The organism is Candidatus Eisenbacteria bacterium (assembly GCA_018831195.1).
In the GTDB taxonomy this organism is placed as follows: domain Bacteria; phylum Eisenbacteria; class RBG-16-71-46; order CAIMUX01; family JAHJDP01; genus JAHJDP01.
In genome coordinates this window covers 1-15,678 of record JAHJDP010000094.1, presented here as the reverse complement: position 1 = coordinate 15,678, position 15,678 = coordinate 1, and the positions used below count along the sequence as shown (strand labels likewise).

Annotated in this window: 12 protein-coding genes; 8 read left to right on the top strand and 4 right to left on the bottom strand. The window is 54.1% G+C overall.

What is annotated here, in order from left to right; all coding sequences use genetic code 11:
* Positions 1 to 137 precede the first annotated feature (137 nt).
* From KJ970_16490 to KJ970_16480, 3 genes are all read right to left on the bottom strand, one after another.
* Positions 138 to 1,217, bottom strand: coding sequence for a hypothetical protein (locus tag KJ970_16490; GenBank protein MBU2692520.1), 1,080 nt, complete (start codon positions 1,215 to 1,217; stop codon positions 138 to 140).
* On the bottom strand, positions 1,217 to 2,086 hold the full coding sequence (locus KJ970_16485; protein ID MBU2692519.1) for a hypothetical protein: 870 nt from the start codon (positions 2,084 to 2,086) through the stop codon (positions 1,217 to 1,219). The genes KJ970_16490 and KJ970_16485 overlap by 1 nt, the downstream gene beginning before the upstream one ends.
* A gap of 454 nt (positions 2,087 to 2,540) precedes the next feature.
* A protein-coding gene (locus KJ970_16480; GenBank protein MBU2692518.1) for an IS3 family transposase occupies positions 2,541 to 3,655 on the bottom strand; the annotation gives its coding sequence in 2 pieces (ribosomal slippage) (positions 2,541 to 3,403 and positions 3,403 to 3,655; 1,116 coding nt in all).
* 373 nt (positions 3,656 to 4,028) lie between these two features.
* Here KJ970_16480 and KJ970_16475 point away from each other — a divergent pair.
* The 4 genes from KJ970_16475 to KJ970_16460 all read left to right on the top strand — a co-directional run bounded on the left by KJ970_16475 (position 4,029) and on the right by KJ970_16460 (position 7,218).
* Positions 4,029 to 5,531, top strand: a complete 1,503-nt coding sequence (locus tag KJ970_16475; GenBank protein MBU2692517.1) for a hypothetical protein — start codon at positions 4,029 to 4,031, stop codon at positions 5,529 to 5,531.
* A gap of 640 nt (positions 5,532 to 6,171) precedes the next feature.
* Positions 6,172 to 6,471 carry a nucleotidyltransferase family protein gene (locus KJ970_16470; protein ID MBU2692516.1) on the top strand — a complete coding sequence of 100 codons (300 nt, stop codon included), beginning with the start codon at positions 6,172 to 6,174 and terminating at the stop codon, positions 6,469 to 6,471.
* Positions 6,461 to 6,808 carry a DUF86 domain-containing protein gene (locus KJ970_16465; protein ID MBU2692515.1) on the top strand — a complete coding sequence of 116 codons (348 nt, stop codon included), beginning with the start codon at positions 6,461 to 6,463 and terminating at the stop codon, positions 6,806 to 6,808. Before KJ970_16470 ends, KJ970_16465 begins: the two co-directional genes overlap by 11 nt.
* Before the next feature lie 86 nt (positions 6,809 to 6,894).
* Complete coding sequence (locus KJ970_16460) at positions 6,895 to 7,218, top strand: hypothetical protein (GenBank protein ID MBU2692514.1); 324 nt, start codon at positions 6,895 to 6,897, stop codon at positions 7,216 to 7,218.
* Positions 7,219 to 7,227: 9 nt separating this feature from the next.
* On the opposite strand, the gene KJ970_16455 is transcribed toward KJ970_16460, so the two are convergent.
* Positions 7,228 to 9,717: an MBL fold metallo-hydrolase gene (locus KJ970_16455; protein ID MBU2692513.1), complete on the bottom strand. Its 2,490-nt coding sequence runs from the start codon at positions 9,715 to 9,717 to the stop codon at positions 7,228 to 7,230.
* Between the two features lie 859 nt (positions 9,718 to 10,576).
* On the opposite strand from KJ970_16455, the gene KJ970_16450 reads away from it, so the two are divergent.
* The 4 genes from KJ970_16450 to KJ970_16435 all read left to right on the top strand — a co-directional run.
* Positions 10,577 to 10,726 (top strand): hypothetical protein, encoded by a 150-nt coding sequence (locus tag KJ970_16450; GenBank protein MBU2692512.1) that lies wholly within the window; start codon positions 10,577 to 10,579, stop codon positions 10,724 to 10,726.
* Positions 10,727 to 10,733: 7 nt separating this feature from the next.
* The gene (locus tag KJ970_16445; GenBank protein ID MBU2692511.1) at positions 10,734 to 13,469 is read left to right on the top strand and encodes a DEAD/DEAH box helicase; all 2,736 of its coding nucleotides are present in this window, start codon (positions 10,734 to 10,736) and stop codon (positions 13,467 to 13,469) included.
* A 33-nt stretch (positions 13,470 to 13,502) separates the two neighbouring features.
* Positions 13,503 to 14,510 (top strand): hypothetical protein, encoded by a 1,008-nt coding sequence (locus KJ970_16440; protein MBU2692510.1) that lies wholly within the window; start codon positions 13,503 to 13,505, stop codon positions 14,508 to 14,510.
* 338 nt (positions 14,511 to 14,848) lie between these two features.
* Positions 14,849 to 15,678, top strand: an 830-nt coding sequence (locus tag KJ970_16435) for a hypothetical protein (GenBank protein ID MBU2692509.1), incomplete at its 3' end; no start/stop codon positions are given.

Genomic DNA, 15,678 nt, shown 5'->3' with positions numbered 1-15,678 from the left:
GGGCTCCCTCCGCTTGCACCGTCAATCCTCTCCCAGCACCTTCCTGCTTGTTTGAACCCTCTCTTTTCCTGGACATCTTCCCCTCCTTGTTTCCTTGGTTTTACCCCAATTCGGTGTCCAAGAAAACTGGGGACGCCTCACCCATTAGTAACTATAAGTTGCCCGGTTGGATCGCATATTGGTCGCTTTAAATTACCTAGCATGTTAATACTTCTTACCACTTCACCTTTTGGTACTGCCTCAACCTTAATTGTAATTTCCTCATCGGTTTCTGCCAAAACAATCATTTCCTCCAGATTTGGTAGAGTTGCCAATAAATAAGATAATTGGTCTCCGAGCAAGTCAGTTTGTCGCAACTCACCTGATTTTAGACTTATCACTGCAGTACCACCAGAGGTAAGTTGACATAATATTTCATCCTCAGAACACAGCCATTTAAGTAAGCTATCCACCCGCTTCGCTTTAATAGTATCTATCATTTGGCCATTCTCTGCATTAACGGTTACAATATTCTCACCACTTATATGACATATTCTTTCACCGTCAGGACTAAATAATGGAGAATATTCATTAACTTTCGGCGTATCCGTTATTTGCCTGAGCTCCATCCCTCCTAATTGCGCCTTCCAAATGTCATAAGTCCCTCCTATGCGTGATGAATAGGCGATCCATTTCCCATCAGGACTCCAGGATGGTTGAATATTCGTACCTGTGTCAGTAAGCCGCCCTACGCAGTTTAATGTATTTATATCAAACAAGTATAAATCACTGTTACAACCTGGTAGAGGCTTATAAATGCCCACTAGATCTTGATACTTTGACATATCAGGGAGTAGCCATTTAAGAATTCCTGCCATTACACCAATTTCCTCATCCGTCGTTCTAGGCGCCCTAAGGGTAAAGTTACATGTTGACTCAATACCATCATCATTAGTTAGTCGCATAGTATAGCGGCCAGACCCCAAGGCTGTAGAAACAGTCCGTGTTTCGCTTTCCCTGTTGAGATAGGCCGGATCGGATGGCCCTAGACTGAAAGAACGCACTTTTACTCCTGAGTTGTCTATAATTAGCAGCTCACGAATGCTATTACTTGGCGTGCAGATGAACTGAACGCTTCTAGTGTTGTGATTAACTGTATCTATTAAAATGTTGGCACCATGGCATGCTCCACATATTGCAGTGATTAGCAGCATGGAATATAATGCAAGTGGTTTCATCAATTATCCCCTTCTTCGACTACTTCAGGCAAGTACGTTATACCTTTAATATCGCTTAGTGCAATTAAGACACGTAGATAATCCTGCTGCGAATCCAATCCATAAAAGAAATGCGAATCACGACCAATCATTAGGATATTCTCATACTCATTTGCTGTTTTTCCTGTGACAAGTCGCACCTTCTTGAATTGTCTTGGGTGGACCCCCATGCCGTAGTAGGTAATAGTCAAGCCCAAATTAAGAACAGTAACGAGGCAAAGAACCACAAACCCAACGTTTCTGAGGCCTTGGAGTAATTTGCCGTACCCACAGGTTTCACTCTCTAGCCGAAAACGACTTGACAATACAAAATACAAGCAGCCCAGGAGTACTATTTGAAATAGCACAACGCCCATCATAACGAAATACTTTACGACTATAGGATGAAACACGGAGATATTGTCCTGCTGATTAACCGCTTCAATACTCGACAACAATGGCCGCCTTGCCATCTCCACAACACTACCTAGGAACAAATGCGACAAGGAAGCAACTATAAAAAATACAATAATAACAATGACAATCTTCGAAACCATGCGCATTCCATTTTGCTTACCTTTTGGTTTCAGCGATAGCAGCCTATATATGAAGTAGGAAACAATGATAAGAATCGCAATAAATATCAAACTACGCCAATCCGATACGCCAAAGGCTAGCGTTGCAGAAATGTACACCAAGGCGGTTTGCAAATATTCCTGCGTGGTCAAAGAAACATTTGCGAAACCCAGATAGTTATAAAATGCTTTTGTAATAATAAATCCAATTGCATATAATACACCAATTATAACTGCGGATGATCCAATGGCATTCCACAATCGATTCAGATTCATTTCACCGCCCCCCGAGTTAATAACCATTCCAATGCCATGGTCTCAACTAATACTCTATCCATAAATAAATGCAAACCAAAACTTTAGTATGAATATTGGGCTATTGTCACTGTTTGCAGAATTATTGATACGAGAAATGATTTCAAAAGCATATTGGAAGCAGAGATCAATCCTGTGTTTCACACTTGATGCCGCGGAAAGGTAGTTAAAGTCTTTCCACAGCATTTGCTAAGCGGAGTGTCACCTATCACTTCAAAACCGTCCACTGATTATCATTTCAAAACCAGCCATTGTTGATGCTGCTATTTAATCTCCTTGTCCTTGTTTTTGCTAGCTTGATTTCTGAGCCGGTAACTTTTGCCGGTGATTGGCCTGACCCCCTGGAACTGATCCAGGTTTAGAGTTATAATCTAAGCCTGCGGTTCTTGCCCCCAACCCAGGTCCAGATCTAGAGTTAAATTGACTGTCTGATCGGGTCCTCTTCCGCGGTTAAGCCAGCCCTGAATTCGGCCGGCGGAATTTGCCCCAAACTGCCGTGGGGGCGCTCATTATTGTACTCGAACTTCCATGCTGACAGCTTACTTCCTGCATTCAGCAAATTCAAAAAGTAATGTAGCGTTAAGCACTCACGTCTGACAGTCCCATTAAAGGCTTCGTTCCGGGTGTTGTCCCCTGGAGTTCCGGGTCGGCTGAAGTCCAACCCGACCTTGTTCAAATATGCCCAATGATCCATAGCCATAGACGTAAACTCCGTTCCCTGATCGCATTGAATTGTTTTCGGCTTGCCATGACGAGCGACAAGACCACTCAGAACATCCGCTACGTCTACTCCTCGAAATCTCTGCCGTACATCCAAAGCAAGGAACTCTCTGGTGAATACATCAATCACGGTAAGCACCCGCATCTTCCGCCCGTCAGCTAAAGTATCATGCATGAAGTCCATCGCCCATCGCTCAGTCGGTCGGGTGGCAGGACGAATTTGGCGCCGGGCAACCGCAGCTCTTCTGCGCTTAGTTCGCTTCCGCTTAAGCCCAAGACCTTCTTCTGTGTACAAGCGATAAACCCGCTTGTGACTGATGGGCCAACATTCTCGACGCAGGACCACATGCAAGCGCCGGTAGCCGTAACAGACCCGAACCGAGGCGATCTCTTTCATCCTTCGCCTGAGCGGCTCTTGATGGGGACGGCGGGAGCAATATCTAATCGTCGTTCGAGAGAATCCACTTATAATGCTGGCCCGTCGCTCGGAAATCTGAAACGCCTCGATAGCCCAACTGGTCCACGCCCGCTTCTCAGCGGGCATCAGAACTTTTTTTTTAGAGACTCCTGCAGGATACGCCGGTCCAGGCTAAGGTCCGCGACCAGATGCTTGAGCTTCTTGTTCTCATCCCTGAGTTGACGTAACTCCCTGATCTCAGGAGTACCCAGACTACCATACTTCTTCTTCCAGCGATAAAAGGTCTGTTCGGTGATCTGGAGCTTACGGCACACCTCGGCCACTGGCGTGCCAGCCTCGGCTTGTCTGAGGGCCATGGTAATCTGCTCTGCAGAAAATCTGCTCTTCTTCATAACGCATCCTCCTTCGTCCCGAGATGGGACTCTAAGAGGTACTCGAAAAGCTGTCAAAAATGTTAGTCTAGATGGACCCGTTTATGGGGTTCAGGGCCATCATCACCGCCCCATTTTTGCGGCAAATTTCAATGAGCTTTGAGTTTTCAAAAGTGGTCGCAGACATTGCGGATTCTCCTTCCGGAATCTATATGGAAAGGGTATCAGAAGAAAGAACCAAACGTAAGGTTTCTGTATCTCTCGAACTCGCCCTCTGTCTTCATGCTGAACTACCGAGGATTCCTCGGTAGTTTCCCACGGCTCGTGCTCTCGCAGGCCACCGGCGTTCATTGCCTCTGCCGAATTTTAGCCTTAATATCGATTCGGATAAGCCATGAATAAGATCAACCCATATTGCAAAGTGCTGGACATCGACGTCCCGCGCCTCGAAGCCGTTAAGCATCACCGGGAAGCGATCCCCTACTCGATGCTCATCGTCGCGCTGCTTGAACGCGGCGGGCCGATGACGTTGGAGGAGGTTGCCCGGCGCTTTGAAGAGGCCGGTGTGTTCCCCGCCGATCGCGCCCTGGCCTCGTTGAAGCGTTGTAAGCCGGGCCGCCCGCCCGTGTTCCGCATCGACGATCATTACGCGCTCGATCCTCATCATCATGAATCTGATCTTTGGGCCTTTCGGCTCGGATTGAAGCCGCCGTGGGTTGCACCGCTGAAACTCATCCGTCCTGAAGGGAAGCCTCTGCCTGGGCCGCATGAACCGCTCAGCGCCGCGCATCTCAATGAGGCCTGGCGTGGCGGATTATCCTTCGAATGGTCGGCGCAGCGCACGGCGATCTGCGTCCTGGATGCCCATGGCCCCGTGATGCGACCCCATGAGGTCATGTCCGTTGTTGAGGCGATCAGTCCCCGGTGGACTCCGATCCGGCCGGATTCGGCCTCCTATTGGCGCCGGGGTGCGCCGATCCAGGTGCAGCCGGATGGCGCGTGGATCCTCGATCGGAGTCATAAACTCGTCCGGTCGGCGCGCCAGGCTGTCATCGACCGCATCGAAATGCTGCGCCGTTCTCATCATGACCGCCCCGATCCGGTGGTCATGGAAGCCCAGAGGAAAAGCCGCGAGCGGCGGCGACGGATGGAGGCCGAGCGGCTGGCGCGCCTGCGCCGGGTCATCGTGCATGCCTTCCCCACGGCGAAACCCGAGGGAGTTGTTCTCTTGGACATCGGGAGACACACCATCGACACCTACCTCGGCGAGGAGATCGCCGAAGTCGCGGCGAAGTTGAATGAGTATGATGTGATCGGCGCCGTCAATGTCCGCCGGCTTCTACACACCCTCGGCTTTGATCCCGAAGAGCGCCGGCTCGCGGAGCTTGAGCCGCCGCAAAAAACCAAGCAGCTCAATCGACGCGGCCGCACCCTGAGAATCACCTTGGATCTGCTGGTGAGCGGCACATGCAATATCAGCCGTCCTTTTGCGGCGAAGGGTGCCCTGGCCGATTACCTGCGGAAGGGTGAGATGACGAAATTCCGGCGCAGGCTTGAAGCCGACACAAAATCCCTCTTGGCCTTCTATCAATACGGCCGCCTGCACCACGGGGTCCGGCTGCGCTGGGGGTTTCTCGACGAGATTATTCCCGCGCCCTGGGTCTATCTGGATGAGCCGGCTCTCTACGACCTGATGGAAGAATCGCTCGAGCTCGGCCGGCCGCTGGAGGTTGTCGTCGGCAGCGCGCCGGGTTGGGCGGATCCGTGGTCGCGTGCGCGTCTCGCGTATGTGCGGAAGGAAAGGGATGGTTGGTGCCGGTCTCTGCTTGATGAAGATGGTCAATTGATCTATGAGGATGACGTGCAGCAGGCGCGGTTGGTGCCTGCGGGTGGATGAGTGCTGCTGTCGCTGCGGATCTCGCTTAAGGATTCCCGACGTTTCCCACGTGTCGCCGTTCTGCGCCTCAAGTCATTTCTCGTAGAAAAGGATCGAATCGCTGGCGGTCGTGACCTCCCCTTCGCGGCTGGCTTATAGAGCTGCTCGACCTTCTTGAGCGAATAGCTCGGGAGGCCGATGCGCAGGCCCTGTTGCACAATCTTGTAGAGATCGACGAAGGCGCCGGCGCGTAGGCCCAGTCGATGAAGGCTTCGAAGGATTTCTTCTCGTGGCGCTCATCGTGGGCCCAACAGTCGTGGTAAGTCATTCATGGTTTGATGGTTACCCACTTGCTTATGAGCGTGACGCTGCCAAGGACGTACTCAAGGCCGAATTCCGGTCCATGTCGGCCACCCATTCCGGTGGAAGCCGGCCACCTATTCCGGGGCATTCCGGCCACCCATTACGGTAACCTCAATTGAGTACCTGTGTTTGCCTTTTGAGAGAGGGCTTTGACCCAGGGCTTGACCGCAAAGGCCATTCCAGGCATATTGCGGCTGTGTTCTACAGAAAGAGAGCTGTAGTCGGCTGCCCGAGAGTAAATTCTGGCTGCGCAATAGCCGTTGGAGGTCTTTTCGGAATTCGAAGAAGGAGTCAGACGGTGGCCCGAGTCCAGATCGACAAATTGGCAATTGCCGACATCTGCCGAAAGTACCGAATCAGCCGGTTGGCTCTATTTGGATCCGTCTTGCGAGACGACTTCGGCCCTGAAAGCGATATTGATGTTCTCGTTGAATTCGAGCCGGGCCATGTTCCCGGTTTCTTTGGCCTGCATCGTATTGAGAAGGAAATCGCACTGCTTTTTGACAACCGCAGGATTGATCTACTGACCTTCCGGTCCCTCAATCCCCGCCTAAAGGATCAGATCCTGGCGGAAGCTGAGATTCAGTATGCAGCATGACGACAACGTCTATTTGGCCCACATGCTCGACATGGCTCGCAAGGCTCAGTCGCTATTGCACGGGAAGACTCGTGCAGACTTCGATAACAGTGAAGTCCTCAGGCTTGCCCTGCTGCACTTGCTCCAAATCATCGGCGAGGCGGCGAATCAGGTCAGCAGTCAGGGACGCGCTGCGAACCCAGAGCTTCCTTGGGATGAGATAGTGGGGATGCGCCATCGGGTGGTCCATGATTACCTCGGAATTGATGAGGAAATCGTCTGGCGCACGGTTGCCGAAGACTTGCCGGCTTTGATCACGGTTTTGGAGCGAATCCTGGATGATGAAGAACCCTCCTGAATCTTCAGAATCCTTGAAAATCCTCTCAGGCTTACCCCCTATCTAGCAGTTCAAGCTTCGCCGACTGCAGACCGAGGTAGGTATGCATGCGAAATCCCGACCGAGATGAGCTCCTGGAAAAGCTGGCTGAGGCAGAGGCGCGCCTCCTAAAACTCGATAAGGACCGCGACGAACTTCTAGAATTCATTTCCAATCTGAAGAGTGCTTTCTCTGCGGCTTGTGAAACGCATCCGGCGAAGGGGGCACTCCCTTTGTCAGGGTATTCGGTTCCAATGAAAACCCGGGACAAAATCGCGCTCTTCCGGCGCCTGACCAGGGCCGAGCTGATGTCTTCCCGGTTCGCTGGGAAAATAGCAAAGCAGAGATACGACTTCTCAAGGCTGCGCGTCGAGTTGGGTCTATCAGCGTAAAGCAGGGCGCTAATCTCCAGACCCCCGCGGCAAGATCCCCGCCTCCGCCAGGCGTTTATTTAACAATTCCGCGGCCGCGCGTTGCGCCTCCTTCTTGGAGCTGGCTTCAGCAGGGGCGCTGTCGATTCTCTCTCCGTTCGGGACGGTAACCCAGCCAACCATGGTGAAAACCGGGCGATGGCTCGGTCCCGAGCGATCGATCTCTTCATATCCGAAGTCGCGTATGACCCCCGCCTGCCGGAGCTCATTGATGGCGAGCCTCGGATCGCGCTCATTGCTCGAACCGGATTTCGGCGGATTGGGATTATCCGGCGTCTGAGCCGTCTCCAACGACTCACCGCTCTCAAGAAACCGGACCATGAATCCCAGCAATTCCCGGGCGGCCGCCTGTTCCGCTCTTTTCCGGGCCGGGGACTGATACCATTTTGTCACAAAGGACGGGGAGCCGGATTCCCCTGAAACGATGCGAACCTGAAACCCTCCGGGAACGGGTTGATGTTCAAGGGCCGGCAACGCGAGCCGGCGTTGCATGCACAATTCGAGCAGACGGCCCTTGGGATTATCCGCCGTCAATCTGCCGGCATCTTCCTCATCCACCATCACGACAGCCCCTCCGGAATCCGTGGATTCCCGTGCTGCAATTTGTTCAAGCAAGGCGCGTGCGGCGAGTTGTTCGGCGGCCTTGCTGGACGGGGATCTGCACGGACCGCTGTTATAGCTCCTGTCATTCCATTGGAGCGCCGATTGCGCCACATGCTCGCCGCAATCGACGGAAAGAACAGTTTCCGGAGGATCGATGCGAAGGCGCATGCAAAGCTCGAGCAGGCGTCCCTTTGGATTCTCCTGCTTGAGTTGAACCAAACCCAATTCCATGTCGCCGAAGAGATCTGTTTCCCCAGGGCCAAGAATCCACAGCAGGCTCCGTTTGTTATCGTCCCGGCGCACCAAGCCCTTTTCCTCGAGCCGCACAATGAGCTTATCCGCTAGTTCCCTACCAACCTTCCCGCCGAACCATGCCTTGACCAGCTCACCGGAGCGCAGGGGGGTTTTACGCGGCGGGCCGAGGAGTTCCCGCGCGCGATCCATATCGATGGCGTCCAGGCTCACGGAATCCGGCGCCGTCCGGATCGCGTTTGATCTGCGAGTGGAACAAGCCACCACATCGCCATTGCCCGGTAAAATGACATCACGACAGCTCAAGCTGCGGGCCAATGCGCGGCGCGCGGCCTCCTCCCCGTGAACAAGAATGACCGTCCGCGGCCGCAGGGTTTCAAGAAAGGCTACCATCTGAAGCTTGTCTGCGTGGGCGGAGAGTGTGTACTTTTCAACGTGGCACTTAAGATCGACGGGTTCGGTTCCCAACCGGATCTTCCGTGGCGCGACACCATCCGCGATTTCAAGCAAGGCGCGCCCCGGCGACTCTTCGTCTTGATAACCCGTGATAAGAATGGCATCCGATTCCGTCTGGGCAATCTCGCGGGCATAGAAGACGGACGCACCGCCGCTCAACATGCCGCTGGAAGCGACGATGATGGCGGGCCGCGTCTGGAGGGCCTTTTGACGCCCTTCAGGGGTGGCAACCGGCCGGATGAGATCGGTAAAGAATGGGTGACCCGTTCGGCGGATTTCATGCCCCAAAAACCGCGATGCGTACCGCTCATGACGGGCATAGACACCGCAGACATCGCGGACCATGCCATCCACGAAAATGGGGATCGGCGAAAGTTCCTTTTTTCGGAGGGCGTTCTTTAGGATAAGGAGGACCTCCTGCGCCCGCCCGACGGCAAAGGCGGGAATCAGAATCCGCCCCCCCTCATTCGCCACAGAGGTGATCCGTTCTGTCAATCGCCTCTCCGCCGCCTTGCGGTCTTCATGCAGGCGCTCCCCGTATGTCGCCTCGCTCACGACAATGTCGGCCTCAAAGGACGGACTTGATAGCGATGGGACCGTGAGCTGAGCTGAAACACTGTAGTCCCCCGTAAAGAGGAGTGTTCCATAAGGTGTGGCGAGGTGGATCATTGAGGCGCCGAGAATATGCGATGCCGGGAAATAGGTAACTTCGAATTCGTCGACTCGAATTGTATGCCCGTGATGAATTGGGAAGATGTTCGTGAGCAGCTTCTGCACGTGGATTTCCGAATAGAGGGATAATTCCCCTTCACGGTCGGCCGAGTTCATAATTTTAACCGCGTCGCGTAAAAGTCTATCCATGAGATCGATCGTCGGCGGCGTCGCTATAACCGGGATACCCGGAAAGGCCTCATGCGCGATGGGAAGGGCCCCCGCATGATCCATGTGAGCGTGGGTGACAAGCAGGGCGTCCGGGGGCTTTCCGGAGAGCTGAGACAAATCGGGCAAGGGATTCCGGGGATTCATCCGGATACCGCAGTCAATTAACAGTCGCGTATGGCCCCCCTCAACCAATGTGCAGGATGCTCCGATTGAATCGGCTCCACCCAAGAAGGTCAGTTTGAGGGATGAAGTCTGCTCTTTCGACATGGGACCGCCCCTGTCACACCGTTCTATTGGCCGACGAAGATTTTATGATGACATGATACTATGGCCGATTTTTACGAGATCGGCCAGGGAAAATCCAGCCGAACTTAAAATGGGCAGATCGCAACCAGCAGGATGAGTTTTTGGATACCTCGGGATCGGTCAGGCGACTCTATGACGAGGAGGCGAGACTGAGATAGCACGTCGAAGAACTCCCACTACATCGGCTTTTGCTCGCGACGGTGGAAGGTGCCGAGCCGGGCCGGCAGCTCACGCACGCGCCATGGGTCATCCGTCTGTGTGGGATCGGTTGAAGCGCCATCCGGGGTTGGAGCTGAGCACGCAGTTGCGAGATTCGCTCCGTGGTAGAGTTCGAAGGCCTTCCAAGAGCGATCTTTCACCAAGCCTTGAACTGTCGACCCGACGACAGATGGCTTATCACGGCAAGGCAATGAACTCGGAAAATAGCAAAAATAGCAAATTTGGCGGGATATTGCTTTTTCGCTTTTTCTTTTGAGGTTGGCCGGCATGGTTCACTTCGATTCAGGTCAAGTACTTGGTGCCAACTTGATCCCGGCCTGGTTCCCTTCCTGGGACGGGTCCGATCTGAACCCGGAAAGTCACAACAACCGCCCCGGATTCTTCGGCGAACATTGGAGGATCAATCCCACATCGCTCGCACTCTTCAATGACCCGGTTTGTGCCTCGCCCCCATATCTCGACGGGCCGGTGAGCATTTCCGGCGTGATGCCGAAATCAGCGTCAAGATTGGAGATTTTGCGACCTTCCGGTGGAAATAGGAGACTTCTGTCACGAACTTGACGGCGAAAAACTCTCCATGCATATTACAGCTGTGTGCTGAATGAGGAAGGGCGTTGTATGCCTGCCGCAAATGGCTCTCGACCTTGGAATTCAGCTTTTTGGCAATCGCAGGGTCGATCTGCTCACTTTTCGGTCACTCTCCCCCCGTCTCAGGGATCGGATTCTGATGGAAGCCGAGATTCAATGGTGAATAGCTGATGTCGCAAATCTCGCTCGATAACAATCCAGACGTCGGTTGTACACTAATCTGTGGATTGACGCCGAGCGGCCTCATTGATGTCGGCCCCGGCTTGCCGGATGACGGCCCTCTGCTGGCTACCGCTGTGCAGCAACGGATTCTCCAAGCTTTCAATTCAAGCCGTGGCAAGGGTGTCCTGCAGCTTGGTGCAGGAGAGCTGGGCACGGACCTGCATCCATCACTCTCATATTGGCGCGATATCGGTCAGCTCTTCGTGGCCGGGATTTGCAAGGCCCTCGATCCGACAGATCCAGAGTCCCTTGTCATTCCGGATCCGGACACGGAAACGCTCTCAGCCTTCGTCCAAGCGGCACCTCCCATGCGTGGAGCCGAATTGATCACGCTGGAAATGCTTGAAGACCTTTGGGCAGACATCGGCAAGGCTTTGGCCGCCGAGGCTCTGAGATTCAAGGACGGTATCCAGGGCTATCTGAAGAAACAAAACTCGCTTTGGAACGTGGTTGGACGGGTCTGTTTTCATCTTGCCGAGAACAAACGCGATCCGGAATACCCCTTCGCCTTCATTGCGACCTATATTTATAAGGTTTCCAAGCAGGCCAAGCCCCAGCATCAGCCACTCGGCCGGGCTCTCACGGATTATGCCGGGGCCAAGAATCGCCGGAAGCTTCTCGCGTTGCTCTCTCCGCTGTCTCGGGCGGCCGAGCAGAGCGCTTTCGTCCATGAGTTGGTCGATTCAGGTGACATCTACCACCCGCTGTCTTGGACGCCGAAGGAGGCTCACCGCTTCCTGTGCGAGATTCCGCTGTACGAACAGGCCGGGTTGGTCGTGCGGATGCCAGACTGGTGGAGCGCAAAAAACCGGCCGCGCCCTAGGATTTCCGTATCGGTTGGAGGGCATCCCCCCTCGAAGCTGGGTATGGACGCGCTTTTGGACTTCAACATCAAGCTGACAATCGAAGGCGACGCCCTGTCACGCAAGGAGGTTGAAGAGCTGCTCGCCTCCACGGAAGGCCTGATCCTGATCAAAGGCAGGTGGGTCGAGGTGGATGGTGACAAGCTCTCAAAGATTCTCGATCAATGGCGCGCTGTTCAGAAACAGGTTCGGCTCGACGGTGTCAGCTTCGGGGAGGCCATGCGCTTACTGGCCGGCGCCCAGCTTGGTGGCGGCGGGATAGACGATGCGGAAGACGCAAGGCCGGAGTGGTCGGAGGTCATCGCCGGGAAATGGCTCTCGTCAAAACTTGATGCCCTCCGCTCACCTGAGCTGCAATCCGAGATCGAGGCAAACGCCGGTCTTAATGGCGAGCTTCGTCCCTACCAGAAGGTCGGGGTGCAGTGGCTATGGACACTTCACGGGTTGGAACTGGGTGGATGTCTGGCCGATGACATGGGCCTCGGCAAGACCATCCAGGTGCTGGCGATTTTGTCACTCAATCAGCAAAAGAAAAGAAAGGGCACCGATCTACTGGTGGTTCCGGCGTCACTCATTGACAACTGGCGCCTGGAGATCGAACGTTTTGCCCCGGCACTGAGGACTCTCATTGCGCATCCGTCACATATCTCATCAGCGGACTTGAAGCGACTTTCTCGAGAGAGCGTCGCGGCGCACGATGCGGTGATCACTACATATGGCACCGCCATGCGGACAGAATGGATGATAGAGTATCCATGGCGGATCGTGGTCCTGGACGAGGCCCAGGCTATAAAGAATCCAAGCGCCAAGCAGACCAAAGCTGTTAAGGCGTTGAAATCAAGGTGGCGTTTGGCTTTAACAGGCACACCCGTGGAGAATCGTCTTGGCGATCTGTGGTCGATCTTCGATTTCCTTAATCCTGGTCTTCTGGGGTCTGCTAAGGCTTTCAACAGCTTCTGCAAGTCCGTGGCGTCAGGCAAGCAAAGTTATGCGCCGCTGCGGAAGCTGGTGCAGCCTTACATTCTTAGGAGGCTTAAGAGCGACAAGAATATCATCACAGATCTGCCCGACAAGACCGAGATCAACGCCTACTGCCTACTCAGTAAACGCCAGGCTGCTTTATACCAGCAGTCTGTTGATGAGATGAGGCAGGCCATCGAGTATCTGGATGGTATCGAGCGGCGCGGTGTCGTTCTGGCTTTTCTGATGCGCTTCAAGCAGATCTGCAACCACCCTTCCCATTGGTTGGGCGACGGCAACTATGAAGCAACCGATAGCGGAAAGTTCACCCGACTGCGCGAAATCTGTGGCTCCATCGCCGCGCGCCAGGATAAGGTGCTGGTTTTCACGCAGTTCCGCGAGATGACCGAGCCGCTGGCCGGCTTTCTAAGTGAGGTGTTCGGGCAAGTCGGTCTCGTGCTGCACGGCGGCACACCCGTCAAGAAGCGGCATAAACTGGTCCAAAGCTTCCAGAACGATGATCGGATACCTTTCATGGTTCTCTCCCTCAAGGCCGGGGGCACCGGGCTTAATCTGACCGCCGCCTCGCACGTAATTCATTTCGACCGGTGGTGGAATCCTGCGGTCGAGAATCAGGCCACAGACCGCGCCTTCCGCATCGGCCAGAAGAAGAATGTCCTCGTTCACAAGTTTGTCTGCCGGGGCACGGTGGAGGAACGCATCGACGAACTGATCGCCGGCAAACAAAATCTTTCCGACGAGATCCTGTCGGCGGGAACCGAGTCGGCCCTGACGGAGTTGAGCAACAAGGAGTTGATTTCTATCGTATCGCTTGATCTGTGCAGTGCCGTCGAGAGCTGATGAATATGTACAATATCTGAATGAGGTAATCCAATGGGCAGGTACTCTTACTATGAATGGAGACCCTATGTATCGGCGGCTGAGCGCCGCCGTCAGGCCGCGAAGAAAATAGCCAAGATGCGAAAGGCCGGCAACGAGGTCTCACCCGTTGAAATCGCCGGCCGCAAAATCACCACCACCTTTTGGGGCAACGCATGGGGCGCAAACCTCGAAGCCTATAGCGACTATGCCAATCGCCTGCCTCGTGGACAAAGATATGTTCGCAATGGTTCGGTGATCGATTTGCAGATCGAGGCTGGTCGTGTGCGGTCTCTTGTCAGCGGTTCGGATATTTATAAAGTTGATATCAAAATCAAAACGCTGGATAAGAAGCGCTGGGTCAACATCAAACGCCGATGCGCGGGGAAGATCGACTCACTGGTGGAGCTGCTAAAAGGCTCTATATCAAAGGGAATTATGGAGATCGTCAGCCATATGGGCGAAGGTCTGTTCCCCTCGCCCCGAGAGATCTCTCTAAGTTGTTCCTGCCCGGACTGGGCTTCAATGTGCAAGCATGTAGCAGCCACACTCTATGGTGTGGGAGCGCGCTTGGATCACAATCCCGAAGAGCTGTTCACACTGAGGGGGGTTGATCCGGCTGAGATGGTGGAAACCGCGGTTGAACAGTTTCCAACAACAGGAAAGAGACGAAGAGGCCGGGTTCTGGCCTCCGATGAGCTGTCATCGGTATTTGGTGTCGAAATCAATGCGGATGCGGAGTTGTCGAATGATGCTTCGGCCCCGGCCGGGCCGGCAAGAAAGACGAGGCGCGTTGCAAAGGCCGGCAAGAAGCCGGCGGCCGGAAAAATCAAAAAGAAAACTAAAACAAAACGATTAACAGCGAAATCAGCCGGCAAGGCCCCAGCAAAGAGGAAAGCGGTAAAGAAGAAGACGGCAAAGAAGGTTGCCATCAAGAAGAGTACAGCGAGGAAAGCGGCGATCAAAAAGACCGTACCAAGAAGATCCACAAAAAAACACTCAACAAAGAAAACGAGCAAGTAAGATCTCGAGGATCGGGTCTCACGCACCTTTCCTCACGAAACTGGGCAGGCTAGGGCTTCTCGTGTTTTATTAAGAAATCCGCATAGTGGCATAATCTCCTTGTAAGTGTCAGCTCGGTGGATGATCTCATGGCCCGAGAATATTGGCCGCGGGACGAGGTTTCTCCCGCGCCAAGGCGACGTAAATCGACTGGAATCGTCTTCTCAGCCCATCTGGTTACGGACCGGTTGGCAAACCGGCATTCGGCTTGCTATTTTAAAAGGAGGGCGCCATAAACGACGGATTCTCCACGGCATTAACGATCCACCGCGACAGGCCAAGCTGGAATGTGAGGCACCATGACTCCACGCAAGGAAGATCGTTTGTCCGGAGAGGACTATCGAATCTTCCAAAAACTCGAGGCCGCCATGGGTCTTCTCGAGGCCGGCAGAGACAAGGATGCGGCTAAGCAGCTCCGGTCAATCATCCACAAGCATCCGGCCTTCAGACCCGCGTTGTTCCACCTCCACACCTTGTGCCTCGAACATAATTGGCATGACCTGCTGCTGGATGCAATCCAGGATGCCCATCACAGTGGAAAATGGGATTCGGACCTGCTGGAGGATCTTGTATTTCTGTCGTTCTCGCTCAAGAGGCTTGAGGAGACTCGCCGGTATTTAAATGAGTTCATGATCCTCTTTCCTCGACGGCGCAAAATCGGTCCGTGGCGGATCAAGGATATGTGGCAGTGGGTTCTCTTCCATACACAGAATCAGCGTGAGGCCTCCCCTTCCCCGGATCAGATGATGCTGTGGTCCGGGGGCGATGATAAGACAGCGCCGCGAGCATCGGCTCGGACTCCATCGAAGCCGTCCCGTCCGGCCCCTGCCGCAAAGCCCCCTGTCAAGAAGCCCACTAACACAAAACCCCCCGCGGCAACGGCGGCTCCTGTGCCTCCCCCCGCCGAGACGATCCTTCTCCGACCGATTCTCGGTCCGCTCCAGGTCACGATAACCGTGGAAGGGCCGGATCTGGTGGAGCGATTGGCGCAGGGGGAATGGAATGTGCGATCACACCATGATCTGTGCTTGTCGGCGCATCATCTATCGATGGTCAACGGGATCGACGAATTGCTGTGCCTGTCGAACATACAGGGCGTGCGGGAACTCTGGTATCAAGTCGAGACGGT

Bases quoted from the DNA above. Each gene is read 5' to 3' on its own strand.
- KJ970_16490 (MBU2692520.1), bottom strand. From the start codon at position 1,217: ATGAAACCACTTGCATTATATTCCATGCTGCTAATCACTGCAATATGT.
- KJ970_16485 (MBU2692519.1), bottom strand. From the start codon at position 2,086: ATGAATCTGAATCGATTGTGGAATGCCATTGGATCATCCGCAGTTATA.
- KJ970_16475 (MBU2692517.1), top strand. From the start codon at position 4,029: ATGAATAAGATCAACCCATATTGCAAAGTGCTGGACATCGACGTCCCG.
- KJ970_16465 (MBU2692515.1), top strand. From the start codon at position 6,461: ATGCAGCATGACGACAACGTCTATTTGGCCCACATGCTCGACATGGCT.
- KJ970_16460 (MBU2692514.1), top strand. From the start codon at position 6,895: ATGCGAAATCCCGACCGAGATGAGCTCCTGGAAAAGCTGGCTGAGGCA.
- KJ970_16455 (MBU2692513.1), bottom strand. From the start codon at position 9,717: ATGTCGAAAGAGCAGACTTCATCCCTCAAACTGACCTTCTTGGGTGGA.
- KJ970_16450 (MBU2692512.1), top strand. From the start codon at position 10,577: ATGAGGAAGGGCGTTGTATGCCTGCCGCAAATGGCTCTCGACCTTGGA.
- KJ970_16445 (MBU2692511.1), top strand. From the start codon at position 10,734: ATGTCGCAAATCTCGCTCGATAACAATCCAGACGTCGGTTGTACACTA.
- KJ970_16440 (MBU2692510.1), top strand. From the start codon at position 13,503: ATGGGCAGGTACTCTTACTATGAATGGAGACCCTATGTATCGGCGGCT.